Below are 26,062 nucleotides of genomic sequence, written 5' to 3' on the forward strand. Positions count from 1 at the left end.
ACTTCTGAGGTCGATGTGGCCTGGATGTGACCCAATGAGCGAAGCGTAAACCAGGCGGTGAAGGCGCGTGCCTACGCCGGTCCCGGGGGCTCGCGCGCGGGTCACGGTCGCATCCGACGCCGGGAGGACTGGCGGCTGGACGGCACGCCGTCCGTGCGGGATGACCGGGCGAACAATCGGCCGAACAATACGGTGGCCCGAGTCAGGGCGAGGGGACGGGGGCGGAGGCTTAGCCCCGGTCGCGGCGGGGAGGGCCGGGGCGCTGGGGGCGCATTCCCGGTCAGGGCGGGGGGCGGGGGAGCGGGCGCACTCGCGATGTTCGTGATACGGATGTGAGGACCGAAGGAGAATGCCGATGTTGCCCTGGCGGACTGACCTTGCCGGACGTCTCGACGAGCACGTGTTCGACAGCGAGGCGCTTCGTGGGAACCCGCTGAACGACCCGCACCAGCGACCGCTGTGGGTCTACGTGCCCCCTGGCTACGACGACGAGCCCGGCCGGCGTTATCCGGCGGTCTACGTCATCCAGGGGTACACCGGGCATCTGACCATGTGGCGCAACCGCTCGCCCTTCCGGCTGCCGTTCCCCGAAGCGGCAGACCAGGTCTTCGCCCGCGAGGAGGCCCCGCCGGTCATCCTCGTCTACGTCGACGCGTGGACCGGGTACGGCGGCAGCCAGTTCGTCGACTCGCCCGGCACCGGCCGCTACCACTCCTACCTGTGCGACGAGATCGTGCCGTGGGTGGACGCGAACTATCGCACGCTCGCCGATCGCGACCATCGCGCGATCACCGGCAAGTCCAGCGGCGGCTTCGGCTCGATGATCACTCCGATGCTCCGCCCGGACCTGTTCGGCGCCTTCGCCACCCACGCGGGCGACAGCCTCTACGAGTACTGCTACCTGCCGGAGTTCGCCGAGGCCGTGCGCCACCTGCGCGCCTACGACGGCGACATCGGCCGGTGGTGGGAGGCGTTCATGAAGCGCACGGCGTTCACCGACCCGGCGGACGGCACTCTGCTCGGCATCCTCGGCTGCTCGGCGGCGTTCTCCGCAAGGGAGGACGGCACGCCCGAGTTGCCCTTCGACCCGCGGACCGGGGTGCTCAGGCAGGAGGCCTGGCAGCGCTGGCTCGACTGGGACCCGGTGCGCATGGTCCCGAGGTACGCCGATGCCCTGCGTTCGATGCGGGCGGTGTGGATCGACGCCGGGACGCGGGACGAGTTCAAGCTGGACGTCGGCGCCCAGGCCTTCCGGCAGGCCCTCCTCGCGCACGGAGTGCCTGAGGAGGTCATCCGCTTCGAGCTGTTCGACGCCGGGCACGGCGCCATCGACTATCGCTACCCGCAGTCTCTGACCTGGCTCGCCGAGCGCCTCCAGCCCGCCGCGACCGGCACGGCCGCCGATGACAAGGCGGCCCTCGGCGGCTAGCGCGCCGTCCCGAACGTCTGGCACCCGGAGGTCTCAGGCGGGTCGTGCGCCGGCCGGTTCATCGGTGACCGGCTTGTCCCAGTCGATCACGTAGCGCTGCTCGACGCCGAAGGCGCGCCTGCCGCAGCACGCCCCGCACCTCCTCGGCCTGCTCGCCCAGGGCCGCGAGGCGCCGGCCGAGCAACTCGGCGCCCTCTGCCGGGGCGAGGACGGCCAGCGGCTGTTCGGTGCACCCGGTGGAGGCGTGGGTCACCGCCGCAGGCGGGAGCGGCGGCTCAGGCGTGGGAGAGGTCGGGGAAGACCTGGCGCAGGGAGTCCATGCCCGGCACGTTGTACATGTGGCGCTCGCGGGGGTAGCCGAGCGAGACCTCCTGGAAGCGCACCCCGTCGTACCAGGTGGTGCGGGGGATGTGCAGGTGCCCGTAGATCACGGTGGCGGCGTTGTAGCGCAGGTGCCAGTCGGCCGTCCCGACCGTGCCGCACCACTGCGCGAACTCGGGGTGGCGCAGGATGTCGGTGGGTTCCCGCACCAGCGGGAAGTGGTTGACCAGCACGGTGGGGATCGACGGGTCGCGCGTCTGGAGGCGGCGCTCGGTCTCGCGCAGCCGGGCCCGGCACCAGGCGTCGCGGCTCGGGTACGGGTCGGGGTGCAGCATGAACTCGTCGGTGCACACCACGCCGGCCGTGTACGCCCCCGCGAGCGCCTCTTCCTTCGTGGTGCCGGGCGCCCGGAAGGTGTAGTCGTACAGCAGGAACAGCGGGACGACGGTCACCGGCCCGCCGTGGCCGACCCACACGGCGTACGGATCCTCGGGCGTGAGCACGCCGAGCCGGCGGCAGATGCCGACCAGATGGCGGTAACGCGCCTCGCCGCGCAACCGCACCGGGTCGTCCTTCGGCGTCCAGAGCTCGTGGTTGCCCGGCGTCCAGATCACGGTGGCGAAGCGCCGCGCGAGCAGGGTGAGCGCCCATTCGATGTCGGAGACGAACTCGCCCACATCACCGGCGATGAGCAGCCAGTCGTCGTCGGACTCGGGGCGCAGCCGCTCGACGATCTCGCGGTTCTCGGCGTAGGCGACGTGCAGGTCGCTGATCGCCATCAGGCTGCCGCCGCCCGCGCCTCCGATCACCACACGGCGATCGTAACCACGATCACCCCGGACGGGCACGCGGGCGACGGGTGGCGCGGCGCACTTCCCGTGGCAGGTAGGGGTGGGCAAGGGGTGGCTCCGGTCACCGCTTGCCCGGCGACGGAGCGGCGCGCGGGGTGGACGGCGCCGGTTGTGCGCTCGCCCGGCCGGAGGCGGATACCGTTTGGGCATGACCGCCACCATCGTCGCCAAAGATCTGGCAGCCGGGCACGGTGACCGGGCGCTGTTCTCCGGGCTCGACCTGGTCGTCGCCCCCGAGGACGTGATCGGCCTGGTCGGGGTGAACGGCGCCGGCAAGTCGACGCTGCTGCGCATCCTGGCCGGCATCGCGGCCCCCGAGCAGGGCTCTGTGCAGCTCAGCCCGCCCACCGCGGTGGTCGGCTACCTGCCGCAGGAGCCCGAGCGCAGGCCGGGGGAGACCGTCGCCGCGTTCCTGGCCCGCCGTACGGGCGTCGCCGCGGCCCAGCGCGAACTCGACGCGGCGACGGAGGGCCTGGTGGAGGGCCGTCCCGGCGCCGACGACGCCTACTCGGTCGGCCTCGAACGCTGGCTCGCCCTCGGCGGCGCCGACCTGACCGAGCGCGCCGAGGAGGTCGCCGCCGAGCTCGGCCTCGCCGTCGGCCTCGACCAGCCGATGACGTCGCTGTCCGGCGGCCAGGCCGCCCGCGCCGGCATGGCGTCCCTGCTGCTCAGCCGGTACGACGTCTTCCTGCTCGACGAGCCGACCAACGACCTGGACCTGGACGGGCTCGACCGGCTCGAACGCTTCGTCAACGGGCTGCGCGCGGGCACCGTGGTGGTCAGCCACGACCGCGAGTTCCTCGCCAGGACGGTGACCAAGGTCGTCGAGCTCGACCTTCCCCAGCAGCAGGTGCGCGTCTACGGCGGCGGCTACGAGGCGTACCTGGCCGAGCGCGAGGTCGCCCGGCGGCACGCCCGCGCCGAGTACGAGGAGTACGCCGACACCAGGGCCCAGCTCCAGGCGAGGGCGCTCACCCAGCGGGCCTGGATGGAGAAGGGCGTGAAGAACGCCCGGCGCAAGGCGCCCGACAACGACAAGATCGGCCGGAAGTTCCGCAGCGAGGCGACCGAGAAGCAGGCCGCGAAGGCCCGCCAGACCGAGCGCATGATCGAGCGGCTGGAGGTCGTGGAGGAGCCCCGCAAAGAGTGGGAGCTCCGCATGGAGATCGCCGCCGCGCCCCGCGCGGGAGCCGTCGTCGCGACGCTGCGCGCCGCCACGGTCCGACGCGGCGGGTTCGTGCTCGGGCCGGTCGACCTGGAGATCGGGTGGGCCGAGCGCGTCGCGATCACAGGGGCGAACGGCGCCGGCAAGTCGACGCTGCTCGCGGCCATCCTCGGCCGGACGCCGCTCGACGCGGGGCACGCCGCGCTCGGCCCCGGCGTCGTGGTCGGCGAGGTCGACCAGGCTCGCGGCATGTTCTTCGGGGACGAACCACTCCTTTCCGCCTTCGGAGCCGCCGTCCCCGACATGACGCCCGCCGATGTGCGCACACTGCTGGCCAAGTTCGGCCTGCGGGCCGCGCACGTGCTGCGGCCGGCCGCCACGCTGTCGCCGGGCGAGCGCACGCGGGCCGCGCTCGCGCTGCTGCAGGCGCGCGGGGTGAACCTCCTGGTGCTGGACGAGCCGACCAACCACCTGGACCTGGCGGCCATCGAGCAGCTCGAAACGGCGCTGGACACCTACCCCGGCACCCTGCTCCTGGTCACCCATGACCGGCGGATGCTCAAGGCCGTGCACACCACGCGCCACCTGCTGGTCGACGCCGGCCAGGTCCGCGAGACCACCACCCGGACCTGAGGACTCTAGGACCTGAGGACCAGGAGATTCGAGGATCCGACGAGCATCCGAGGATCTGAGGGCCCGAGGGCCTGGAGATTCGAGGATCCGACGAGCATCTGAGGGCCCGAGGGCCTGACGCCCGGCCGCCCGGCCGCCCCGTCCCCCTGCCGCGGTTCCTTCCACACGGCGGTTCCCTTCCACTATCGCGGTCCCTTCCACCGCTCCCATCGCCTCGCGACTGAACCGGCGAGGCCGGTTCCGCGTACCTGCTGGTGCGAATCGCCGTGCTCCGGCCCGCGCCCGCCGTGCGGTGGGCCGGAGCACGGCGCTTGTCGATCGGGAAGGGGTCTTCGTGCCGGTGCACAGCGTCCGCAAGGGGCTGGTTCCGGTGGCCGCCGCGCTGGCCGCCGCCGTGCTGCTGACGTCTCAGGGGAGCGCCGTCGCCGAACCGCGCCCCACCGTCGCCCAGGCCAGGGCACGGCTCGCGAAGCTCCAGGACCAGGCGGACGCGATGGTCGAGCGCTACAACACCGTGAACGAGAGGTACAAGGCGGCGTGGAAGAAGTACCGGCGGCTCGACGGCGAACTGGGCCGTGAGCGGGTCAAGGTCGGCGATCTGCGGGAGAGCGTGGTGTCGGCGGCCGCCAACCTGTACCAGTACGGCGGGATGGGCAGCGTGCCGGGCATCATCAGCCAGGACGACCCGTCGAGGCTGTTGTCCGGGCTGGCCGTGGCCAATCAGGTCTCGGAGGGCCAGGCGCGCACGCTGGAGGAGTTCGACGTCGCCACGCGGGGGCTGCGGAACAGGCGGGCCAAGGCCAAGGTCGCCTACGACGACATGGCCAAGATGCTCGCCGACGTGGCGAAAGAGCGGAAGAAGGTGGAGAAGCTCGTCGGCGAGCAGGAGCGCCTGCTGCGGAGGCTCAACCAGTTCAACGCGGGCGACCCCAACAGCCGTGGCATCCGCTACGACGGCCCCGCGTCGGGCAACGCCAGGGTGGCCCTGCGGTTCGCCTTCGCGCAGGTCGGAAAACCGTACCGCTGGGGGGCCACGGGGCCGGGGTCCTACGACTGCTCGGGCTTCGCCCAGGCGTCGTGGGCCAAGGCGGGGGTGAAGCTGCCGCGCACCACCTACCAGCAGTGGGCGTGGGGCGCCCGCCGCCGGGTCTCCCTGGACGAGCTGCAGGCCGGCGACCTGCTGTTCAGCAACGGCCTCGGCCACATGGGCATCTACGCGGGCGAGGGCAAGATGGTGCACGCCCCGCACACCGGCGACGTGGTGAAGGTCGTCGCGCTCGACGCCTACTGGCGCGGCCGCCTCATGGGAGCCGTCCGTCCCTGACCCTGGACGGGATCCCGCTGGACGCGGTCTCGCTGGACGCGGTCTCGCCGGGCGGAGCCGCTCGCCGGGCGCGGTTGCGGCATTCTTGGAGCATGCGGCCGGACGCACAGCTAAAGATCGTCGCGGACCTGGGGTCGTCGCACGCCTGGCGGCTGCACATGGCCGAGCTGCCGGACGGGCGCGCCGTGTTCGTCAAGGCCGGCGCGGCGTCCGAGGTGTTCACTTCCGAGGCCGCCGGGCTGCGGTGGCTCGGGCGGGCGGGCGCCGTGGCCGTGCCGGAGGTGCTGGAGGCGGGCGCCGCGCGGCTCGTCCTGGAGTGGATCGAGACCTCCACCGCCACCGCAGGGGCCGCCGAGCGTTTCGGCCGCGAGCTCGCCCGCCTGCACGCCGCCGGCGCCGACCACTTCGGCGCCCCCTGGCCGGGGTTCATCGCCGAGCTGCCCATGGAGAACGACCCGGCGGACGACTGGCCGGAGTTCTACGGCTCGCGGCGCCTGGCTCCTTTCCTGCGGCGGGCGCGGGACGCCGGGGGGCTGTCCCAGCGCGATGCCCGCCTGGTGGAGACGGTGATCGAGCGCCTGCCGGAGCTGGCCGGGCCCGCCGAGCCGCCGGCGCGCGTCCACGGAGATCTGTGGAGCGGCAACGTGCTGTGGACGAGAACCAGGGCCGTGCTCGTCGACCCGGCCGCGCACGGCGGCCATCGTGAGACCGATCTGGCCATGCTGGCGCTGTTCGGCGCGCCGTACCTCGGCACGATCCTTTCGGCCTACCGGGAGGAGGCGCCGCTCGCGGACGGCTGGCGGGCGCGCGTCCCGCTTCACCAGCTGCATCCGCTGCTCGTCCACGTCTGCCTCTACGGGGCGGGCTACCGTTCCCGGCTGCTGGACGCCGTCGCCGCCGCGCTGCGCCTCTGAGGTTCTCCGCCCCGTTCGGCGAGGCGCGGGCGCACGCGTCCGGGGTGGTGTTCACCGAGCGTGCGGCAGGTTCGACGTTTGAGATTCGTGTGCGGGAAAGAAGGGGTGGCGAGGAGCGAAGGAGGCTTATCCATGACCATAGCCGGAAGCATCTTCCTGATCATGCTCGGCGCGATCCTCACATGGGCCGTCGAGTTCGACCTCGCAGGCGTCGACATCAACGTCGTCGGCGTGATCCTGATGCTCGGCGGCATCGCCGGTCTGCTGTTCGGCATCTGGCGGCTGACCAGCGCGCGCCGCACCGCGGTGACCCGGACGACCCCTGTGGGCACGGTCCCCGTCAACCCGGTGACGCCGGTCGACACCACGCGGACGCAGGTTTACGAGGAGCGGCGTTACGACGATCCCATCATCTGACTTCCGGCGAGCCGCCGGGACGGCGGCGCGGTGCCGGTGGCGCCCACTGGAACCTGCGTGTCATGACAAGTCATGGCTGGTTCGGAGGGCGTACCGGGCTGCGCAAAACTTCCGGGCCGGTGTGAAAGGAACACCGTGCCACCGGGAAGTTAACGGGTCGTCCCAGCGAGCGGACCGCGAGTCGAAGGAGGAAACGCTATGCCTGGAAAGCAGGAACTGCCGTCGACGATCGAGCGCTCGCCGAAGAAGGCACAGGAAACCTGGATCAAGGCGCACGACTCGGCAGTCGAGACCTACGGAGAAGGCGAGCGCGCGCATCGCACCGCGTTCTCCGCGCTCAAGCACTCGTTCGAGAAGGTCGGCGACCACTGGGAGCCGAAGGGCAAGAAGGGCCCGTCCGACGCGCAGGCCGCGCGCAGCACCCCCAAGCCGGGCAAGACGGCCGAAGGCGTCGACGCGAACGCCAGCAAGAAGCACCTGACCGAGGTGGCGGCACGCCTCGGCATCCAGGGCCGCTCCAAGATGGACAAGGAGCAGCTCGTCGACGCCATCAAGAAGGCCAACCGCCGGGCCACCGCCAAGGCGCGGTGACCCGGCCGGGCATCTCCCGCCGGCGGTGACCCTGCCGGGTGCGTCCTTCGGACGGTGCCCCCGGCAGGGTGACTCGCGTCGGCGGCGTCCGCGCGTCCGGGCGTGCTTCCGCGGGTGGTGAATCCCCTGCGTTAGAGGCCCTTCCCCATGGGTAGCTGGGGGTCCACGGCAAAGGAGGACACGATGGCGGATACCACTGATCGTATGCACGACGCGCTGACCACGGTGAAGAAGGACGCGGGCGATCTCGCGGTCAAGGCCGGCGACAAGGCCGGAGTGCTGGCTTCCAAAGCCGGCGACGTGGCGGGAGACCTCGCCGTCAAGGCCGGCGAGAAGGCCGGAGACCTGGCCGCCAAGGCGAGCGACAAGGCAGGGGAGTTCGCGGTGAAGGCCGGCGACAAGGCGAGCGAACTGGCCGCCAAGGCAAAGAGCAGCGACCTGGCCGGCAAGGCCGGGGAACTCGCCGACAAGGCCCGATCCAACATGCCCGACGAGGTGAAGGACGCCGCCGACAAGGTCGTCACCCAGGCCAGGACCCGGCCCTGGGCGACCGCCGCCGTGGCGGCCGCGGTCCTGCTCCTCTGGCGGATGCTGCGGAGGAAGAAGTAACCGTGAAGAAGCTTGCCTACAGGTCGGTGGGCGCGCTGTCCGGAATGGCCGGCGGCTTCGTCTCCAGCCTGATCTTCAAGCAGGTCTGGAAGCTGATGGCCGGCAAGGACGACGCCCCGCAGGCGACCTCCAAGGAGTACGGCTGGGGCGAGGTCCTGCTCGCCTCGGCCGTCCAGGGCGCCATCTTCGGGCTCGTGAAGGCAGCGATCGACCGCGCCAGCGCCCAGACCGTGGAAAGCGCGACAGGAGAGTGGCCCGGCAGCTAGAACCCGCCGCCACGAGGCTTCGTCCGCCGGGTCGCCCGACGTACGGGGGCGCCGACGCCGCCGTCCCACGTCCCGCCGACCCGGCGCCGAAGAGACCACCACCACACGGGCGGAAACCCGATAGGTGGTCAGGTGCGTCAGCGTCCGTCCCACCGGGTCGTCCGACGCTCGGGAGCGCCGCCGTCCCACGTCCCGCCGACCCGGCGCCGAACAGACCACCACCACGTCGGTGAAAGCCGGAGGGGGGCGGCGGGTGTGTCAGCGATGGGTGGCAGGGCCGGGGGCGTCAGTGGCGGGTGGCGAGGGTGGCGGCGGTGGCGGCTGCGGTGGTGGCGAGGGCGGCGAGGACGAGGCGGCGGTGCTGGGAGAGCCACACTTGGACGCTGTGGCTCTTCGAGCGCCGGTCGAAGCTTCCGTGCGCTCCGTAGTCGCGGTTCTCGTCGGCGGGCGACCACAGGTTGGCGACGCCGGTCGGCCGCTTGTCGTCGGCCTGCTGTGACCGGACGCCCGTCCGGGCGAGATAGCGGTCGATCAGCCCGGGGACGAGGCGCTCCCCGATGATGGTGGCCACGGTGCTGCCGCCCACCCAGTACTCGCGCCGCGACGGATGCTCGGCCGCGTACACGATGGCCTGCGCGGCCACCTCGGGCTGGAAGATCGGCGGCACGGGCTGAGGGTGGCGGCGCAGCCGCGAGAGCACCCAGTCGAACTGGGGCGTGTTCACCGCCGGCAGCTGGACCATGGTGATCGCGATGTCGCTGCCCTCGTTGAGCAGCTCTGTGCGCACCGACTCGGTGAACCCCTTGATGGCGTGCTTGGCGCCGCAGTACGCCGACTGGAGGGGGATGCCGCGGTAGGCCAGGGCGGAGCCCGTCTGCACGATGACACCCCTGTTGCGCGGGCGCATCCGGCGCAGCGCGGCCCGGGTGCCCCACACGTATCCGAGGTAGGTCACCGCCGTGGTCCGCTCGTACTCGGCCGGCTCGACCTGCGCGAACGGCGCGAAGACCGAGGAGAAGGCGACGTTGATCCACACGTCGATGGGGCCGAGCTCCGTCTCGATCTGGTCGGCCGCGGTCTCGACCTGTTCGTGGTCGGCGACGTCGGCGGGGTAGACCTTGGCGGTACCGCCCTCGCCGCCGACGTCGACGGCGGCGCCCGCCAGCCCGGTCTCGCCGCGTGCGATGAGCGCGACCTTGGCGCCCTTCTCGCCGAGCATCCGCACCACCGCGCGCCCGACGCCGCCGCTGGCGCCTGTGACCACCACGACCTTGTCCTTGAGCACGTCGGCCCCTCTCATCCGGTGGAGCGCGGACCGTTGCCGAGGCGGCGCTGGCGGTGTACGGCGAAGACGACGTCCACGACGGCGATCAAGGCGATCACGCCGAGCACGACGGCCACCACCGTCGCCTTGGCCACCAGCGCGAGCGCGCCCAGCGCCAGCGCGAGGAAGATCGCGAACGAGGCGAGCCGTATGTGAATGACGTCCCGAGGCGTCGCGGCCACCATCGGCTTGCCTGTCTCCGACCTCTGTTCCGGCGTTTCACTCATCGCTGGCGCCCCTTTCCGGTAAGCATTTCCCATACCCGACAAATCCGACGTCATGTGCGCTCCCGACTGTGGCGGCGGGATCGATCCGGCGCGTCCGCACCCGGCTCCCGCCGCCGTGGTGCCGACCCGGTTCAGCTACCGTCAGCGCGCCGTTCCAAACCTCCCGCCCTGGTCAGCGGCACGAGACGGACAGTACCCGCCGGACGGCCGAGACGACGTCCGCCACGGTTACGGCCCTGGTGTCCGCGCCCCTGGCGAGCGCGCGATGGTACGGCCGGTCCGCGGGCGGCCCCCACCGGGCAGGGGAGTCCGGCCCGAAGACGATCACTGACGGCACGCCGTACGCGGTCGCGAGGTGGGCCACTCCGGTGTGCGCGCTCACCACCAGCCGCGCCCCGGCGACCAGCGCGCACTGCTCGCGCATCGACGTGCGCCCGGCCAGGACGCGGTGCGGGGCCAGCCCCGCCTGCGCCGCCACCAGCAGGGCCAGGGGCCGCTCCCGCCGCGTCCCGGTGATCACGACCCGCGTCCCCTCGGCCGTCAACGCCCTGACGACCTCGGCGAACCGTTCCGAGGGCCAGCGCCGCGCCGCGTCCCGTGCCCCCGGGTGCACCAGCACCGAGCCGGGTGCCGGGTTGGCGACCAGCGGCACGGGCAGCGCCAGATCGCCGGGGTCCACGCGCGAGCCGTACCAGCGGACGAGCCTGCACCACCGCTCGACCTCGTGCTCGTGGTCCTCCCACTGAGGACCCTTCAGCCGGGGGAAGGCCGGGTCGGCGAACCCCCACAGCCGCCGCGGCCGCAGGTCCATCAGCACGTGGTGACTGCGGGGCCCCGGCCCGTGCATGTTCACCGCCACGTCGGGCCGCCGGGCGTTCCACGAGAGTCCCTCCAGCCCGCGCACCGGGACGAACCCCTCGACCGCGCCGGTCAGCACGGCCAGGTCCCGAAGCTCCGCAGGCGCGGCGAGCACCACGTTCAGCCCTCCCTGGCGCAGCGCGCGCAGTGCCGGCACGGCGGTCAGCAGGCCGGCGACCCCGAGCGCGCGCAACACCAGGGCGATGCTCATGGCCTCGGCACCTTCATGATCGCCGTCATGATGCCTTCCTTTCCTCCCTTTCGCCGGGCACACCTACCCGAGGAGCGACGATCTCCTCGTACACGGCGAGGGTGTCCGCGCAGATCCGCTCCCAGCTGTAGAGCGCGCGGGCCCGCTCGGCACCCGCCCTGCCGTACGCCGCCCGCAGCCGCCGGTCGCGCAGCAGAGTGTTGACGGCCGTGGCCAGCGCGCGGGGGTCGCGCGGCGGCACGAGCACGCCGGTCCGGCCGTCGGCCACCGTCTCGCGGTGCCCGCCGACCGCGGAGGCCACCACGGGCACCCCGCACGCCATGGCCTCCAGGGTGACCATGCCGAACGGTTCGTACCAGGGCACGCACACGGCCGCGTCGGCGGAGCGCATGAGCGCGGGGATGCTCTCGTGGGAGACTCTGCCGACGAAGCGCACCCGGCCGGTCACCCCCGCCTCGGACGCCGCGCGCCGCAGGCGCCGTACCTCGGGATCGCCGTCCAGCCGGCCGGCCGGCGGGCCTCCGGCCACGACGAGCTCGACGTCCGGGATCAGCCGCATGGCCTCGATCAGCGTGCCGACGCCCTTGCGCGGCACCAGCCGCCCGACGGACAGCAGCCGCGGCCCGCGCGGGCGCGGCGCGACAGGCCCGTCCGGGCGGAAGACCGCGGTGTCGACGCCGCACGGCACCACCCTGATCGACCGGGGCGGCGCGTTCATCCGCACCAGCTCGTTCGCCTCGTCGCCGCAGGTGGCGATGATCCGCTCCACGCGGCGGGCGATCACCGCCTCGGCCTGCGGGCGCTCGCGCGGGCTGGTGTCCTCGGCTCCCTGGTGCCGCTGCTTGACCACGCCGAGCGCGTGGAAGGTGTGCACCACGGGGATGTCGAGACCCCGGGTCGCGGCCAGGGCCGCCAGGCCGCTCATCCAGAAGTGCCCGTGCACCACGTCCGGCGTCTGGAACATCCAGCGCCGCCGTAACCAGTCGGCGAAATCGGGGACGAAGGGCAAGATGTCGTCTTTCGCGATGCGCCGTGGCGGCCCGGCCGGCACGTGGACCACGGTCACCCCCGGCGCCAGCGGCACCTGCTCGGGGACGTCCGGGTCCTCTCTGCGGGTGTAGACGATGATCTCGTGGCCCTGCGAGGCCAGGCCGCGGGCGAGCGCCGCGACGTGGACGTTCTGGCCCCCGGTGTCCGTGCCACCGATGGTGGCAAGGGGGCTCGCGTGTTCCGACACCATTGCTATGTTCACCGCGTCTCCTCCAAGTCAGGCGAACGCGTCGCGGCGAGATCGCCCGGTCGCGTCGGCCCTGTGGCCGCGGGCAGGGCCGATCCGCAGGTGACCTCGCTCGGCGAGCGCCGGTCGGCGTAGGCACGAAACGGGAACGTCCGCGGCGCCGCAGGGACGGCGCGCGGTCTTCGAGGTGCACAGGGGCAAGGTGCACGTTGTCAGGGTCGATCGCAGGCCGCGCCGTCGCGCGTTTCCGCGTTGTGGGCTCCATCTCTGGAAACCGGCGTTCTCTCACGCTGGCTGGAGGCTTGTGTTCTCTCGCGCTTGCTGCTAAAGCAGCGTTCTATCCTGAAAGGAGAGGACCAAACCTCCCCGGTTTCGTGGCCTGAACGACGGGCATGCGAAAACTGTTACCCGATCGGAGGGGGGTAGACGATGTCCTACGAGGCCCCGCATCACGTCGTCCCGCATCATGACGCTCCGCACTATGACGCTCCTCACTATCTCGCCGCCCGCGTGCAACGGGCGCTGGCGGAGGACGAGCGCACCTACGAACTCGGCATCCGGGTGGACATCAGAGGTGATCAGCTCTTCCTGCGCGGCCAGGTCGAGTGCGACGAACGACGGCGGCTCGTGGCCGCCGTGGCCGGGGAGACCGCGCCCGGCCTGAGAGTGCACAACGAGGTCACCGTGGTCGAGGTCAGGGGGCCCGGAGAGGAGGAGACCCTGTGAAGATCAGAGTCGCGGCCGTCGGAGACGTCCACCTCGGCGAGGACCTCCGTGGGAGATACCGCGGGAGGCTGGACGGCATCGAAGAACGGGCCGACGTCCTGCTGATCGCGGGTGACCTGACCCGCCACGGCACGCCGGAGGAGGGCAGGGTCGTGGCCGACGAGTTCCGCGACCTGCCGATCCCGGTGGTGACCGTCCTGGGCAACCACGATTATCAGTCCGACGCCCAGGACGAGATCGTCGCGGTGCTGCGCGACGCTGGCATCCAGGTGCTGCAGGACGAGTCGACGATCATCCGGTGCGGCGACCTGCGGCTCGGTGTGGTGGGCGGCAAGGGATTCGGCGGCGGGTTCGCCGGCAAGTGCGCGAGCGAGTTCGGCGAGCCGCAGATGAAGGCGTTCGTCCGGCACACCAGAGAGATCTCCGAGCTCTGGCACAAGGCGCTCAAGAGCCTCGACACCGACCACCGGGTGGTGCTCAGCCACTATTCGCCGGTGAAGGACACCCTGGCGGGCGAGCCGCTGGAGATCTATCCCTTCCTCGGCAGCTACCTGCTCGCCGAGGCGGTGGACGCCGAGGGCGCCGACCTGTTCGTCCACGGGCACGCGCACTCCGGCGTGGAGAAGGGCCTGACGCCGGGCGGCGTGCGCGTCCGCAACGTGGCGCTGCCCGTGCTGCGCAGGGCGTACGCCGTGTACGGCCTGGGCGCCGAGGACTCCGAAGCCTGAGCCTGAGCCGCGAAGCCCGGGCCGGGAGACCAGCGCGCGAACCTCTGTGAAAGCGAAACGGACGGCGAACCGGCGAAACGGCAGAACGGGCGGCGAACCGGCAGAACGGGCGGGGAACCGGCAGAACGGACGGGGAACCGGCAGAACGGACGGGGAACGGCGAAACGGCGGACCGGATGACCGGTCCGCCGTTGCGCTTATCACACGCCCCGCGGTGCGCGGGACGTGGCTATGGATGAAAGATGCTTACGCCACCCGGACCGACGAGCAACCCGACGACGATGAGGACGATCCCCCAGAGGAGATCGCGACGGGCCAGGATGACGTAGATCCCGGCGATGACCAGAACGACGGCGATGAGCCAAAGAAGTGTACCCATGGGCATCCCACTGCCCTGACAAATGCCCTCTTAACGTCTTAGCGGATCAACTCTTGTTAATGCGCCATCCCTGGTGCGACGCCGATTCCGCGGCTCACGGGATCTCAGGCCGCGCGGCCTCGGAACGGGCGGCCCCCGAGCCGGCAGAACCGGCAGAACCGGCCGAGCCGCCGCCACGGCCGCCGCGCCTGCGGGCCAGGGACACCAGCGGCTGCACGAACCACAGCCAGCAGCTCAGTCCGGCCACCCCGCCCGCCAGCAGCGCCGCCGGCAGGACGCCGAGGAACGCCTCCACCACCAGCCCGGTCGAGCAGGTCATGGAGACGGCGAGCGCGATGCCGCCCACGACGCCGAGCCGGTTGGCCCGGTGCAGCATCAGCTCCTTGAGCGCGCTGCGGAACAGGATCCGGTGCTGCGTCGCCGGCGCGATCAAGCAGATGGACGCGACCGCGGCGCTCAGCATCGCCGCGTAGAACAGCCACCGGCCGGTATGGTCCACCTTGTCGAACCCGCTGGAGAACGGCAGGGTGAGCAGGAAGGCGAAGAGCACCTGCACACCCGTGGCCGCCACCCGCAGACCCTGCAGCAGTTCGCCGAGCTCGCGGTCCACCCGTTCCTTGTGGGTCTCGTCCGTCTCCGGCTCGCCGCCGCTTTTGACCGGATCGTTCCCGGTGGCATCACTCGAGGTCATTGACGCGTCCTGTGCCCTTCCCGGCGGTGCGCCCGCGCCGCCCGGCGTCCGACGAACAGCGCCGCGCCGAGTGAGACGTACGTCAGCAGGCCCATCAGGATGGTCAGCCACATGACGCCGGCCGCGCTCGCCGCCACCGTGAGGAGGGTGGAGCCGGCCAGGCCGGCCAGGGCGTAGGCCAGCCACCTGCCGTAGGGGTTCTCCTGTAAGACCTTCAGCGACGTGCCGAAGGAGATCTCCGTCATCACTCCTCCTCTTCGTCTTCTCCGTCGTTCCGGCCGCCTTGGCCCTCCGCCGCCTTCATCAGCCGCGCGTACGCCAGCTGGAGCCAGTCGGAGATCGCGACGGCCGTCATGGTCGCCCCTGCCAGGCGGGTGAACCGCGGCGAGAAGACCATGCCGGCGGCATAGCCGGTGGCGATCCACTGAGCCAGGCAGAAAGGGCAGGTCAGCAGCTCACCGACCGCGTGCCTGACGCCGTGACCGCGGACCTCCTCCCTCAGTTCGGCAGGTCCGCTCAACCCGGCGTACCGTGTGAAAGGTGCCCGGAGCGGGCTCGTGACCGGGTCCTTGGTGATCGTTCGGGAGAGCCGATGCGTGCTCACGCCCATCAGCAACAGGTCGAATACGGCGATCCGCTCGGGCGGCCGCACACCGGTCAGTTTCCCCGCGGCCAGCAGCCCGGCCACCGCGCCGCCGTACACGCCGAGGACGCGCAGGTAGGAGCCGAGCGGTCGATCGGTTCCGTTCTCGTAGGCCCGTTCCTCCTTACGCAGCGTTCGGGTGAGATTGTTGGTCATAGGTCGCCGCCTACCCCCGCTCGGCGGGACCATGCCCAGCGTTTGGCCTGGAACGACGGGGGTACGGGAGATCTCCAGCCATCGCTCGTATGGGGGTGAGCCTTGGGAAGTCACACGCATGAGGTCACCGACGCGATCATCGACACGTTGAAGCGCGCAGGGTCGGTTCTCAAAGCCGAGGGCGTGCGGTTCGCCCTCGCCGGCGGCTGCGCCGCGTACGCGCGAGGAGCGGCGCCGTCGCTGCACGACGTCGATTTCGTCCTCGTCGAGGAGGACGTGCCGCGCGCGCTGGAGACGCTCAGAGGGGTCGGCTTCCGCACCGCGAAGCCCCCGGAGGACTGGCTGGTCAAGGCGTTCGACGAGGGCGACAGGCTCGTCGACCTCATCTTCCGCATCGAGGAGCGCCCCATCACCGCCGAGATGATCGCCAGATCAGGCATGATCAACACCGCGGCGCTGAGCCTGCCCGTGCTGGACGCCACCGACCTGGTGATCTCGTGGATCCTGCCCATGTCCGAGCACAGCTGCGATTACGGGTCGATCCTGCCGCAGGTGCGCGCCCTCAGGGAGCAGGTCGACTGGGACCGCGTCGCCGTCGTCGCCTCCACCTCACCGTACGCCTCGACGTTCCTCACCCTCCTGGACCGTCTGGGCGTCGCCTGCCCCAAGCCGCCCCCCGACGACGCCGACACCACCTGGCCCTGACCCCGGCCACCCGATCAGCACGGCGCCTCACAAGGCGGCCGAGGCCGCCGACCGCGTGCCGGCGCCGGAGCGCGGCTCCGCGCCGGCCGGAGAAGCGAGCCCTCCGGCCGAGGGCCCTGCCTTTCCCGGTCAGCCTACACAAATAGTATGTTTTATCGGTAAGGGGGCGAATCACCCGTCGGTGGTGGCCCGATGACGGTCTGCCACAATCGACGGCGTCGGCGTCCGCCCGAGGACGCCGATGGACGATGGAGGAGTCGCATGCCGGTGCGCCCGAGGCCGCTGCGGAAGCTGGGCTTTCTGACCATCGGCCTGTTCGACGCGGCCGAGCCGCGCCGGGGCCACGAGTCCACCCTTGAGATCATCGAACTGGGCGAGCGACTGGGCTTCGACAGCGCCTGGATACGCCACCGTCACCTGCAGTACGGCATCTCCTCGCCCGTCGCCGTCCTGGCCGCGGCCACCCAGCGCACCAGCCGCACCGACAGCGCCTCACCGGAGCAGCGGGCCAAGTACGAGGAGTACGCGCGCAAGCGCACGCCGCGTACCGCCACCCCCCAGGGCCCGGCCCGCCTGATGTTCGCCCCCGACCTCGTCGGCACCTCCGACCAGATCGCCGAACGCCTCCACGCCCACGCCGCCTTCCGCGAGATCGACGAGGTCGCCTTCGCCCTGCCCTTCACCTTCGACCACGCCGACTACGTCCAGATCCTCACCGACATAGCCCAAAACCTAGCCCCCACCCTCGGCCGGCCCCCTTCCCGCCCAGCATGACCCAATGGGCAGCCGCGCAGATGGGGTCGCCTCCGGCTCAAGGTCGAGAGGGTGGAGCAGGAGTCCACCCTGCTGGACACGTCCTTCGCCGAGCATGGTTCCCCGCCGAACTCGCGGTCCAAAGAGCCGACGCCCTCGCCCACGCCCCGGCGGCCTTCCGCAAACACGGCGTCTACCTCTCCGCCAAGGACCTGACCGCCGCATGAACGACCCCGCAGGCATCCTTCTCGACCGTGCCGGGCTCGAACGAGCCTTCACCGCCCTGGCCCGTGGAAGGTCTTTGCCGTCGCGGATCGCCGCACACTCGGAGAGTGTCGCGATCTCCACGAACTCACCTACGATTTTGGCAGTTGTCCCACCATCGGCACGGCTCACCATCTCCGATGTCATTTGTTTAGGACGGGAGTCTTGTGGCCTCCATCAAGGACATCGTCTTCGATAGCCCTCATCCGGCTTCGGCGGCCCGATTCTGGGCGCAGGCCCTGGACGGCTACGAGATCGCGCCGTACGACGAGGAGGAACTGGCACGGCTGCGCTCCATGGGCATCGACGACCCGGAGGACGACCCCACGGTTCTGCTCGTTCACACCACGGGCAGGCTGCCGCGCATCTTCTTCCAACTCGTGCCAGAGGGCAAGCGGGTCAAGAACCGGGTCCATCTCGACCTGGGCGCCACCGACGCGGTCGCGGAGGTCGAGCGACTGTGTGCGCTGGGGGCAACGGTTCAGGCCGATCGTGAGAACTGGATCACGATGCAGGATCCCGACGGCAACGAGTTCTGCCTCATGCGTTCGTGAGCGGAACCGTGTCCTGGTCAGAAGCGCGGGCGCCGACAGCGCCGCCCGTGGCCAGGGCTTTTCGTGCGCTCCAGCGACGGGAGTCCTACCCGTGAAGCAGGGTGAACACGGGCAGTACAGGGCGGACGATGGCGAAGCGGCGTGCCTCTAGTACGAAGTACTCTTCAGGAGCAGCAGCCGTCATAGCTCCGAGCCTACGTGCTGGACCTGATCGTGTCCGAGCCGTACGACATGAAAGCAATGGTCGTACCGGTCGTGACGGTGGTCGGTGTGACGCCGTGATCGCTGTCGGCGCGTCACGATCGTGAGGCCCCCGTTCATCCTCAGGCGGATGCGCCGGGGTGCCGCGCCCGCTGGTCGGCTCGGCGGGCGGTGGGCGGCACCGGACGGGATGGGATGGCGGGGGCCCGTCATGCCGGTCAGGCGTGGGGGGTGTGGGTGCGGCGCATCCAGGCGACGACGCCGATTGCGGCGGCGAGGGTGATGGCGCCGATGATGAGGAGGGTGGTGATCGGGCTGTCGTCGGCGGTTTCGGAGGGGGCCGCGGCGGCGTTGGCCAGGGCGGGGGTCCGGCGGGCCGCGTTGTTCAGCGGTGCGGGGGCGGTGGCCGCCTGCTCGCTCAGGGCGGCGGGGTCCTGGGCGGTCACCTTGACCGTCTTGCGGGCCTTGCTGGGTTCGGTGGCCTTGACCGTGACCTTCCACTCGCCGCTCGGCAGCGGTTCGGTGAGGTGGTAGAGGTTCTGGCCCTCGGGCGCGGACCTGAGGGTGACCGGGCCGAAGGTGCGGCCGTCGGCGGAGGTCGCGGACAGCGTCGCGGCGACCGACTCGGTGACCGGGTGCCCGTCCTTCTTGTAGGTGACCAGGACGTTGACGTTCTGGGCGCCGTCCCCGACGACCTCCAGCTTGATGGGTCCTTCGTGGGCGTAGGCCGCCGGTGCGCCGAGCAGCAGCACGAGCCCGGCGAGCAGGACGGTCATGACGTAGCCGATTGTCTTGTTCACTGGTGCTGGTGCCCCTCGGGTTCGTCGTCGGGGGTGAGCGCCCCGTCGGCGGATGTCTGCAGGAATACGTGCTGGTGTCCGTAGCCGGCGTCGACGTTCACCGCGTCGAGGGAGGTGGCCCCGACCGACCAGGTGAAGACGGCGCCGGAGCGTTGCCGGGCGGCGAGGTCGGTCACGGTGGCGGCGGCCGGTCCGCTGAGGTCCCGGGCGGCCGCGTAGGTGTCGACCGCGGTGGCGAGCTGCCGTACGGCGGAGGCGAGGCTCGACCGCGTCACGTTGGTGGCGGTCTCGCCGGAGGGCGGGTCGGCGAAGTCCGCGACGGCCGCGGCCGTGGCCTTGCGCCAGTTGCCGACGTCGGCGGAGGTCACCGTGGCGGGCCCGGCGGCGTCCGCGGCCTCGCCGTCGGGCATGACGCGGGCCAGCCCCTCCAGTACCGGGCCGAGCCGGTCGCGGGTGGTGCGGGCGAGGCCGGTGAGCTCCTTGATCTGGGCCTTGTCCCGCTGCGCGGCCTCGGCCCTGAGCTGCTGGACCGCCGTCTCGGTGGGGTCCGGCCGGGTCAGCGCGAAGACGAGGCCGCCGGTGATGAGCGCGCCGGCCGCGAAGACGGCCGCGAATGCGGCCACGCGCGCCCAGGGCCGGGACGACGTCCGGGCCGGTGCGGCCCGGAACGGCGAGGGCCTGCGGGCCGCGGAGGAGTACCGGACCGGAGTGGTGTTCCTGTTCCGGCCGATGACCGCCACCTCCTCGGTAGGGATGTTCGCTGGTGAAGTCCGGGGCGGGTGCCCCGCGACGCGCGCGGGGCACCCTTGGGGGTGAGCGGGGCTCCGGACGCCCGTCGGGTCGTCCGGGGCCCCGCAGGTAGGGCGGGGCGAACCCCGCGGCTCAGTTCTTCGGCTTACCGCCGTGCTGGACGATCAGCGCGTCGGCGTCGCGAAGGAACGTGGTCCGGACCTCGGTGTCGGTGACGACCTTCTTGTCCTTGACGACCTTCTTGAAGTCCTCGAGCGCCTTGATGATCTTCTTCTCCTTGTCCTTGCCCGGGGGGTTCGGCGGCTTGGGCGGGCCCGGGGGGTTGTGCGGGGCCGGGGGGATGGGCGGGGGCGGCGGGCTGTGCGGGTCCTTGCCCTCTTCCTTGCGCACGTGGTCGAGCGCCTTCTGCAGCTTGTCGGCGTTCTTGTGCGTGAGCTGCCCGGCCTGCTCGAAGCGGTCGACCAGGTTGCTCATGTCGGCCGTCGAGGTGGCGACCGTGAACTTCACCGTCTGCACGGTGCTGTTGCCGGCCTTGTTGACGGCGGTGACGGTGAGCGTGTGCTCGCCCAGGGCCAGCTTGTACAGCGCCGTGACCGTGCCGGACGTGAACGGCTGGCCGTCCAGCGTGCCGGTCACCGTCTTCAGCCCGGACACGGAGTCCGCCGCCTGCCAGGTGATCTGCAGGTCGGTGCTGTCGCCGTACTGCCCGCCGTCCGCGACCCCGGTGATCAGGACGCTGGGAGCAGCCGAGTCGATCTTGACCGTGACGGCCTTGATCTCCTCGACGTTGCCCGCCTTGTCGGTCGAGCGGTACTGCAGCACGTGCTGTCCCTGACCCGAGATGCTGACCGTCTCGGTGTACGGCTGGAAGTCGCCGCCGTCCAGGGCGTACTCGGTGCTCGCCACGCCGGACGTCTCGTCCGTCGCCGCGAGGGTCACCGGCACCGGGCCGTTGTGCCAGCCGTCGTCGTTCGCCGGAGCGGACGTCGCGGTGGTCACCGGGGCGACCACGTCGACCTTGACCTCAAGGGTCTTGGCCTCCTCGACGTTGCCCGCCTTGTCGGCGGAGCGGTAGGCGAGGGTGTGCGAGCCGTCTCCGGAGACGACGACCGGCTCGGTGTAGGCGATCCAGTCGCCGCCGTCGAGCCGGTACTCCGTGCGGTCGACCCCGCTGCCCTTGTCCTCGTCGGCCGCGGTCAGCGTGACCTGCACCGGCTCGGTGTACCAGCCGCCGGCCGGAGCCTCGGGGCTCGTCGCGGCGGACGTCACCGGAGCGGTCGTGTCCTTCTCCTCCACCGCGTCGGAGAGGTGGAAGTAGTCGAACTTGACCTTCGCGGACACCGTCTGGCTGGCGCCGAAGGCGAACAGGCCGATCTTGCCGCCGCTCGCCACCGCGCTGTTGCGCACCGGGGTGTTCGCGGCGATCTCGGTCCAGGTGGTGCCGTCGGCGGAGTAGAAGCCGCTGAAGGCGTCACCCTTCTTAACCAGGCGCAGCCACCACACGCCGCCGGTGACGTTGCCCACCTGCGGCTGCGGGTCCTGCACGGCGCCGCCGAGCTCGCTGCGCAGCTCCAGACGACGGGAGACCGTCGAACCGGGGCTGCTGTCGGCGACCAGGTCGAGCTTCACGTAGTCGTCGTCGCCGGCGTAGACGATCAGACCGCCCTGGTGGTACTGCTCGCTGATCGCCGAGCCGTCGAGCTTCGTCTCCAGCGTCCAGTCGCCCTCGGGCGCCGGCTGCAGGATGAAGTTCTTCGGGCTGCTGTTCCCGGTGCCGTAGATGTCACCGGTCTCGGTGTCGATCTCCAGGTTGCCGCCGGTCACCCGCGACGTCGTGGCGTCGAGGCGGACGGAGGCGTCCCAGCGGCAGAGGTCCAGGGAGGCGCCGTCGAACTCGTCGTTCGCCGCCGGCCTGGTGGCCTTGTCGTCCGGGGTGATGTGGAACCAGTCGAACGCCGCGTCCACCACCGGGTGGTTGGCGCCCGCCAGCGACAGCAGGCCGATCTTCGGGTTGTTCATCCCGGCGAGGGCCTTGGTCTGCGGCATGGCGGTGTAGGTGACGCCGTCCGAGGAGTAGTGGGCGGTGATGTTGGTGCCGTCGCTCATGAACCGCACGTACACCGTGTCGGGGTAGGCGTCCCCGAGCTGCGCCGTGTTGCTCTGCGACACCTCGTTGGGGGCGGCGTTCTCCTCACGGATGAACTGGAAGACGCGGTTGGCGTGGGAGTTGTTCCCCCGCGCCTGCAGCACCATCTTGGCGTAGTTGTCGTCGTCGCCGTAGATGACCAGACCCGCCTGCTGGTACTGGTCGCGGGCGTTCATCGTCAGCTTCGCGGTGGCGGTCCAGGCGCCGGCCGGCGCGGGCTGCAGCACGATGTTCGTCGTGTTGCCACCCGTGCTGTAGATGTCGGTGGTGGACGTCGGGAGCACCAGCTTGCCGTCCACGACCTTGAGGTTCTGGTCCTCCCGGACCACCGACCAGCGGTCGCGGTCGAGCTCCGTGCCGAGGAAGTCGTCGGAGCGTCCGGACAGGCAGATCGTGGTCGGCGCGTCCACCTTGACCGGGACCTTGGCGGTGGCCACGGCGCCCTTGGCGTCGGTGACGGTCACCGTCGCGGTGTAGGACCCTGGAGCGGTGTAGGTGTAGCTCGCGGCGGCCGTCGTCGCCTCCGGCGCGCCGTTCACCCCGAAGTTCCACTTGTAGGTGAGCGGCACGTCCCCGTCAGGGTCGGTGGCCGTCGCGGTGAAGTCGACCTTCAGCGGGGAGGTGCCCGACTTCGGGGTCGCCGAGGCGGTCACCGAGGGGCGCTGGTTCTCCGTGACGCCCTTGCCGACGAAGTCGACCCAGTTGACGTTGACCAGGAAGGCGTCGTCCGCGGCGCTCGCCGGCTTGCGCACGACGAAGTACAGCGTCGAGGTCTGCGCCGGCGGGTTGGTCAGGTTCACCGTGACGTCGGTGAACGTCTGCCAGCCGCCGGTGCCGGACACCTCCGCCGAGCCGAGCAGCGCGCCGTTCACCGGGTCGTCCACCCGGATCTGCACCGTTCCGCCGGAGGTGGCGGAGGAGACGCGCAGTCGCAGCGCGTCGATGTTCACCAGGTTCAGCCGGGAGAACGAGAACCAGTCGCCGTCCTGGATGTTCCCGATGTTCTTGGAGCCGCCCTGCGCGTCGGTGGTGTCCTCCACCTGGACGCCCGGGGTGTCGGTGCCCTTGCCGTCGGCCACCCGGCCGGTCTCGGCGAAGTGCTCGGCCTGCTTGCGCTTGGGCTGCAGGACGACCTCGCCCCGCCCGGTGAGCGGCTTGGCCGCGCCGTCGGAGCCGCCCTGGTCGGTGTACCTGCCCTCCAGCACGTAGAAGAGGTTGTCGTCCGTGCCGTGGCCGCTGTCGGTGAGGGTCTGGATGACACCCTCACAGCCGTTGTGCGTGTCGAGCGGGTGACCGTGGCTGTCGTGCCCGAGGAACGCCTGGACCTCGACCTTGTCACAGTCGACGGTGCCGTCCTCGGGGTCGGTGACGACCACCTTGTACTTCACCTGGTCGCCGAACTCGAAGAACCCTCCGTCCGGCGGCGGCACCAGGGTGATCGTCGGGCGGGTGTTGCCCGCCACGATCGGCACGCTGGCCGTCGCGGTGACGTCGTCGGGGTTCTTGATGGTCAGCACCGCGCTGTAGTTGCCGGCGGTGGTGTAGGTGTGCGACGGGTTGGGGTCGGTCGAGTCGACGGTGCCGTCGGCGTCGAAGTCCCACGCGTAGGTGAGCGCCTTGCCGTCCTGGTCGCGCGAGCCCTCGCTGGAGAACTGCACGCTCAGCGGCACGGGGCCGTCGGTCTTGTCCGCGGAGGCGCGGGCGACCGGCGGGCGGGTGCCCTTGACGTAGTCGATGCGGTAGATGCCGGAGTCGGCGTTGTCACCGCCGAAGCCGGAGCCCCACTCGATCAGGTACAGCGACCCGTTGGGACCGAACTTCAGGTCCATGGGCCGCTTGAAGCTCATGGACTTGACGATCTGGTTGATCTTGACGAGCGAGGTGGTGTCCTCGTTGAGCTGGAACGAGAACATCTTGTTGGTGTTCCACTCGCCGAAGATCGCCTTGCCGTCCCAGTAGGCCGGCCACTTGGTGGCCGACTGCAGGTCGGGGTCGTAGCGGTAGACCGGGCCCGCCATCGGCGCGCCGCCGTTCAGCTCGGGGAAGTTCGCCGCGTCGGTGTTGTAGTGGTAGAAGACCGTCGCGGGGGTCACCGGCGGCAGGTTGGTCAGGCCGGTGTTGTTGGGCGAGTCGTTGACCGGCGCGGCGCAGTTGAACGCCGAACCCGAGGTCTTGGTGGCGAAGTTGTAGTCGACGAACGGCTTGTTGTTGCCGATGCAGTACGGCCACCCGTAGTTGCCCGGCTTGCTCATCAGGTTCCACTCGACGGTGTTCTCCGGACCGCGCGCGGCGTTCGCGGAGTTCGCGTCGGGGCCGTAGTCGGCCACCATGGGGTATCCGGTCTTCGGGTCCAGGCCCATCCGGAACGGGTTGCGCAGACCCATGGCGTAGATCTCGGGCTTGGTCTTCTCCGTGCCCGGGGGGAACAGGTTGCCCGACGGGACGGTGTAGGTGCCGTCGTCCTCGGGGTGGACCCGCAGCAGTTTGCCGCTCAGGTCGTTGGTGTTGCCCGCGGTGCGCTGCGAGTCCCACGACGAACGGCCGGCCTGCTCGTCGAGCGGCGCGTAGCCGTCCGAGGCGAACGGGTTGGTGTTGTCACCCGTGGCGAGCCACAGGTCGCCGGTCTTGTGGTCCATGGTCATGCCGCCGCCGTGGTGGCAGCACTCGGCGCGCTGGACCGGCACGTCGAGGATCTTCTTCTCGCTCGACAGGTCGAGGGTGTCGCCGGTGACCGTGAAGCGGCTCAGCCGGTCGACGTTGACGCCCGTCGGAGAGTAGTAGGCGTACAGCCAGTTGTTGGTGTCGAAGTCCGGGTCGAGCGCCATGCCGAGCAGACCGCTCTCGTTGGCGGTGAACACGTTGAGGTGCCCGGCCGTCACGGTGGCGCCGGTCGGCTTGATGATCTTGATGTCGCCGTTGCGGTCGATGTAGAAGACCCGGCCGTCCTTGGCGACGTCCAGCATCATCGGGTTGGAGGTGTTGTCGTCGAGGGTGACCTTCTCGAAGCTGCCGCTCTGGGAGGCCGAGCAGTCGGCCTTCACCGCGCCGGCGGCGGTCTTGATGCCGCCGAGCAGCATCTTCAGGAACTCCGGCTCGACGAAGCTCTCCTTGGTGTGGCCGAGCCCGGTGTACCACGAACGTCCGCCGTCGTAGTCCTGGCACCACACCGTCGGGTGGTCGACGCCCATGGTGCCGCCGCTGTAGGACTTCTCGTCCAGCGACGCCAGCACGTGCACGGTGCCGCGCGGGTTGGCCTGGTAGTCGTACCACTCGTCGGTGCGGGACCACGACGTCGGCAGCCCCTGGGTGGAGGGGTGCGCCGGGTCCTCGACCTTGACGGTGGCCTTCTGGATCGCCGGGTGCTGCTTGAAGTACGCGCCGACCAGCTTGCCGTACCAGGACCAGCTGTAGCCGCTGTCGGAGGCGGCGTGGACGCCGGCGTAGCCGCCGCCGTTCTGGATGTAGCGCTGGAACGCGTCCTTCTGCTCCTGCGTGCCCAGCGGGTCACCGGTCGTGGACATGAAGATCACGGCCTGGTACTGCGCCAGGTTCTCGTCGGTGAACTGCGTGGCGTCCTCGGTGGTGTCCACCGCGAAGTTGTTCTCCTGGCCGAGCTTCTGGACGGCCGCGACGCCCTCGGGGATCGAGTCGTGCCGGAACCCGGTGGTCTTGGAGAAGACGAGCACCTTGAAGTCGGGTGCCGCGGCGCTCGTGGTGGTCGCGGCGTTCGCGGCGCCCGGCGAGAGCGCCAGGGTCGTGAGGATGGGGAGGATGAGGGCGAGAGCCATCGTCGCCGCTGTCGTGCGCAGATGGCGAAGACGACCGGTTGGCAGGACCGCGGTGAGCGGTCTGGCCCACGTTCGAGAACGTGGTGACATGGGAAACCCTTTCCTGACAGGGGGACGTCAGGCAAGGCGCGCGCCGCCGCGCTTGTTGCCGCTTTCAGCGATGGATACTGCGGATACTGCGGGGGCTGGAGGGTGCCGTCTCCAGGTATGTGGAGGCCGTCAGGGAGTCGCCGGCCTGGGTAAGGAATGCATGATCGTTGTCGGGTCGTCGATGAGGTGGTTGATCACCATGCTCGCGGGGGGGGGGGGGGGGGGGGGGGAGGAGGAGGGGGGGGAGGGGGGGAGGGGGGGGGGGGGGGGGGGGGGGGAGAAAACCCCCCCCCCCCCCCCCCGCGTTTGTT

General features: G+C 70.8%; 26 protein-coding genes. 13 read left to right on the forward strand and 13 right to left on the reverse strand.

The window, feature by feature from the left end; genetic code table 11:
- The first annotated feature begins 355 nt into the window (after positions 1-355).
- On the forward strand, positions 356-1,429 hold the full coding sequence (locus ACZ6QO_RS30930; RefSeq protein ID WP_465855812.1) for an alpha/beta hydrolase: 1,074 nt from the start codon (positions 356-358) through the stop codon (positions 1,427-1,429).
- Positions 1,430-1,487: 58 nt separating this feature from the next.
- On the opposite strand, the gene ACZ6QO_RS30935 is transcribed toward ACZ6QO_RS30930, so the two are convergent.
- Positions 1,488-1,682, reverse strand: coding sequence for a hypothetical protein (locus ACZ6QO_RS30935; protein ID WP_465855814.1), 195 nt, complete (start codon positions 1,680-1,682; stop codon positions 1,488-1,490).
- 22 nt (positions 1,683-1,704) lie between these two features.
- Positions 1,705-2,529, reverse strand: a complete 825-nt coding sequence (locus ACZ6QO_RS30940; RefSeq protein WP_465856027.1) for a metallophosphoesterase family protein — start codon at positions 2,527-2,529, stop codon at positions 1,705-1,707.
- A gap of 220 nt (positions 2,530-2,749) precedes the next feature.
- Here ACZ6QO_RS30940 and ACZ6QO_RS30945 point away from each other — a divergent pair, with 220 nt between their 5' ends.
- From ACZ6QO_RS30945 to ACZ6QO_RS30975, 7 genes are all read left to right on the forward strand, one after another.
- Complete coding sequence (locus tag ACZ6QO_RS30945; protein WP_465855815.1) at positions 2,750-4,399, forward strand: ABC-F family ATP-binding cassette domain-containing protein; 1,650 nt, start codon at positions 2,750-2,752, stop codon at positions 4,397-4,399.
- A gap of 334 nt (positions 4,400-4,733) precedes the next feature.
- Positions 4,734-5,723, forward strand: a complete 990-nt coding sequence (locus ACZ6QO_RS30950) for a C40 family peptidase (RefSeq protein ID WP_465855817.1) — start codon at positions 4,734-4,736, stop codon at positions 5,721-5,723.
- A 92-nt stretch (positions 5,724-5,815) separates the two neighbouring features.
- Positions 5,816-6,637 carry a fructosamine kinase family protein gene (locus ACZ6QO_RS30955; protein ID WP_465855819.1) on the forward strand — a complete coding sequence of 274 codons (822 nt, stop codon included), beginning with the start codon at positions 5,816-5,818 and terminating at the stop codon, positions 6,635-6,637.
- A gap of 132 nt (positions 6,638-6,769) precedes the next feature.
- On the forward strand, positions 6,770-7,054 hold the full coding sequence (locus ACZ6QO_RS30960; protein WP_465855821.1) for a DUF6458 family protein: 285 nt from the start codon (positions 6,770-6,772) through the stop codon (positions 7,052-7,054).
- A 198-nt stretch (positions 7,055-7,252) separates the two neighbouring features.
- Positions 7,253-7,645 (forward strand): ChaB family protein, encoded by a 393-nt coding sequence (locus tag ACZ6QO_RS30965; protein WP_465855822.1) that lies wholly within the window; start codon positions 7,253-7,255, stop codon positions 7,643-7,645.
- Between the two features lie 183 nt (positions 7,646-7,828).
- Entirely contained in the window at positions 7,829-8,254 is a 426-nt protein-coding gene (locus tag ACZ6QO_RS30970; protein WP_465855824.1) for a hypothetical protein, read from the forward strand.
- A gap of 2 nt (positions 8,255-8,256) precedes the next feature.
- Entirely contained in the window at positions 8,257-8,520 is a 264-nt protein-coding gene (locus ACZ6QO_RS30975) for a DUF4235 domain-containing protein (RefSeq protein WP_465855825.1), read from the forward strand.
- 286 nt (positions 8,521-8,806) lie between these two features.
- Here the strand turns inward: ACZ6QO_RS30975 and ACZ6QO_RS30980 are convergent, their stop codons facing one another.
- The 4 genes from ACZ6QO_RS30980 to ACZ6QO_RS30995 all read right to left on the reverse strand — a co-directional run bounded on the left by ACZ6QO_RS30980 (position 8,807) and on the right by ACZ6QO_RS30995 (position 12,392).
- Positions 8,807-9,820: an SDR family oxidoreductase gene (locus tag ACZ6QO_RS30980; protein ID WP_465855826.1), complete on the reverse strand. Its 1,014-nt coding sequence runs from the start codon at positions 9,818-9,820 to the stop codon at positions 8,807-8,809.
- Positions 9,817-10,071: a hypothetical protein gene (locus ACZ6QO_RS30985; protein WP_465855827.1), complete on the reverse strand. Its 255-nt coding sequence runs from the start codon at positions 10,069-10,071 to the stop codon at positions 9,817-9,819. Before ACZ6QO_RS30985 ends, ACZ6QO_RS30980 begins: the two co-directional genes overlap by 4 nt.
- A gap of 172 nt (positions 10,072-10,243) precedes the next feature.
- A complete protein-coding gene (locus tag ACZ6QO_RS30990) occupies positions 10,244-11,140 on the reverse strand; it encodes a glycosyltransferase family 9 protein (RefSeq protein WP_465855828.1) in 897 nt (298 codons plus the stop codon).
- Between the two features lie 25 nt (positions 11,141-11,165).
- Positions 11,166-12,392 (reverse strand): glycosyltransferase, encoded by a 1,227-nt coding sequence (locus ACZ6QO_RS30995; protein ID WP_465855829.1) that lies wholly within the window; start codon positions 12,390-12,392, stop codon positions 11,166-11,168.
- A gap of 414 nt (positions 12,393-12,806) precedes the next feature.
- Here ACZ6QO_RS30995 and ACZ6QO_RS31000 point away from each other — a divergent pair, with 414 nt between their 5' ends.
- Together ACZ6QO_RS31000 and ACZ6QO_RS31005 are read left to right on the forward strand one after the other, a co-directional pair.
- The gene (locus ACZ6QO_RS31000) at positions 12,807-13,103 is read left to right on the forward strand and encodes a BON domain-containing protein (RefSeq protein ID WP_465855831.1); all 297 of its coding nucleotides are present in this window, start codon (positions 12,807-12,809) and stop codon (positions 13,101-13,103) included.
- On the forward strand, positions 13,100-13,831 hold the full coding sequence (locus ACZ6QO_RS31005) for a metallophosphoesterase family protein (protein WP_465855832.1): 732 nt from the start codon (positions 13,100-13,102) through the stop codon (positions 13,829-13,831). The genes ACZ6QO_RS31000 and ACZ6QO_RS31005 overlap by 4 nt, the downstream gene beginning before the upstream one ends.
- A gap of 229 nt (positions 13,832-14,060) precedes the next feature.
- Here ACZ6QO_RS31005 and ACZ6QO_RS31010 read toward each other — a convergent pair whose 3' ends face one another.
- The 4 genes from ACZ6QO_RS31010 to ACZ6QO_RS31025 form a co-directional block, all read right to left on the reverse strand.
- Positions 14,061-14,210 carry a GPGG-motif small membrane protein gene (locus ACZ6QO_RS31010; protein WP_189166679.1) on the reverse strand — a complete coding sequence of 50 codons (150 nt, stop codon included), beginning with the start codon at positions 14,208-14,210 and terminating at the stop codon, positions 14,061-14,063.
- A 94-nt stretch (positions 14,211-14,304) separates the two neighbouring features.
- Positions 14,305-14,901 carry a DUF6328 family protein gene (locus ACZ6QO_RS31015; protein WP_465855834.1) on the reverse strand — a complete coding sequence of 199 codons (597 nt, stop codon included), beginning with the start codon at positions 14,899-14,901 and terminating at the stop codon, positions 14,305-14,307.
- A complete protein-coding gene (locus ACZ6QO_RS31020) occupies positions 14,898-15,146 on the reverse strand; it encodes a hypothetical protein (RefSeq protein ID WP_465855836.1) in 249 nt (82 codons plus the stop codon). The genes ACZ6QO_RS31015 and ACZ6QO_RS31020 overlap by 4 nt, the downstream gene beginning before the upstream one ends.
- Entirely contained in the window at positions 15,146-15,700 is a 555-nt protein-coding gene (locus ACZ6QO_RS31025; protein WP_465855838.1) for a DUF1360 domain-containing protein, read from the reverse strand. The genes ACZ6QO_RS31020 and ACZ6QO_RS31025 overlap by 1 nt, the downstream gene beginning before the upstream one ends.
- A 147-nt stretch (positions 15,701-15,847) precedes the next feature.
- On the opposite strand from ACZ6QO_RS31025, the gene ACZ6QO_RS31030 reads away from it, so the two are divergent.
- From ACZ6QO_RS31030 to ACZ6QO_RS31040, 3 genes are all read left to right on the forward strand, one after another.
- Positions 15,848-16,405, forward strand: coding sequence for a nucleotidyltransferase family protein (locus ACZ6QO_RS31030; protein WP_465855840.1), 558 nt, complete (start codon positions 15,848-15,850; stop codon positions 16,403-16,405).
- A 261-nt stretch (positions 16,406-16,666) separates the two neighbouring features.
- Positions 16,667-17,179, forward strand: a complete 513-nt coding sequence (locus tag ACZ6QO_RS31035; RefSeq protein ID WP_465855842.1) for an LLM class flavin-dependent oxidoreductase — start codon at positions 16,667-16,669, stop codon at positions 17,177-17,179.
- Between the two features lie 410 nt (positions 17,180-17,589).
- Positions 17,590-17,976, forward strand: coding sequence for a VOC family protein (locus ACZ6QO_RS31040; RefSeq protein WP_465855844.1), 387 nt, complete (start codon positions 17,590-17,592; stop codon positions 17,974-17,976).
- A 419-nt stretch (positions 17,977-18,395) separates the two neighbouring features.
- Here the strand turns inward: ACZ6QO_RS31040 and ACZ6QO_RS31045 are convergent, their stop codons facing one another.
- From ACZ6QO_RS31045 to ACZ6QO_RS31055, 3 genes are all read right to left on the reverse strand, one after another.
- Positions 18,396-18,977 carry a hypothetical protein gene (locus tag ACZ6QO_RS31045; RefSeq protein WP_465855846.1) on the reverse strand — a complete coding sequence of 194 codons (582 nt, stop codon included), beginning with the start codon at positions 18,975-18,977 and terminating at the stop codon, positions 18,396-18,398.
- The gene (locus tag ACZ6QO_RS31050) at positions 18,974-19,717 is read right to left on the reverse strand and encodes a hypothetical protein (RefSeq protein WP_465855848.1); all 744 of its coding nucleotides are present in this window, start codon (positions 19,715-19,717) and stop codon (positions 18,974-18,976) included. The genes ACZ6QO_RS31045 and ACZ6QO_RS31050 overlap by 4 nt, the downstream gene beginning before the upstream one ends.
- A gap of 142 nt (positions 19,718-19,859) precedes the next feature.
- Positions 19,860-25,661, reverse strand: coding sequence for a ThuA domain-containing protein (locus ACZ6QO_RS31055; RefSeq protein ID WP_465855850.1), 5,802 nt, complete (start codon positions 25,659-25,661; stop codon positions 19,860-19,862).
- Between the last annotated feature and the right edge of the window lie 401 nt (positions 25,662-26,062).

Source organism: Sphaerisporangium sp. NPDC049457, assembly GCF_055586705.1.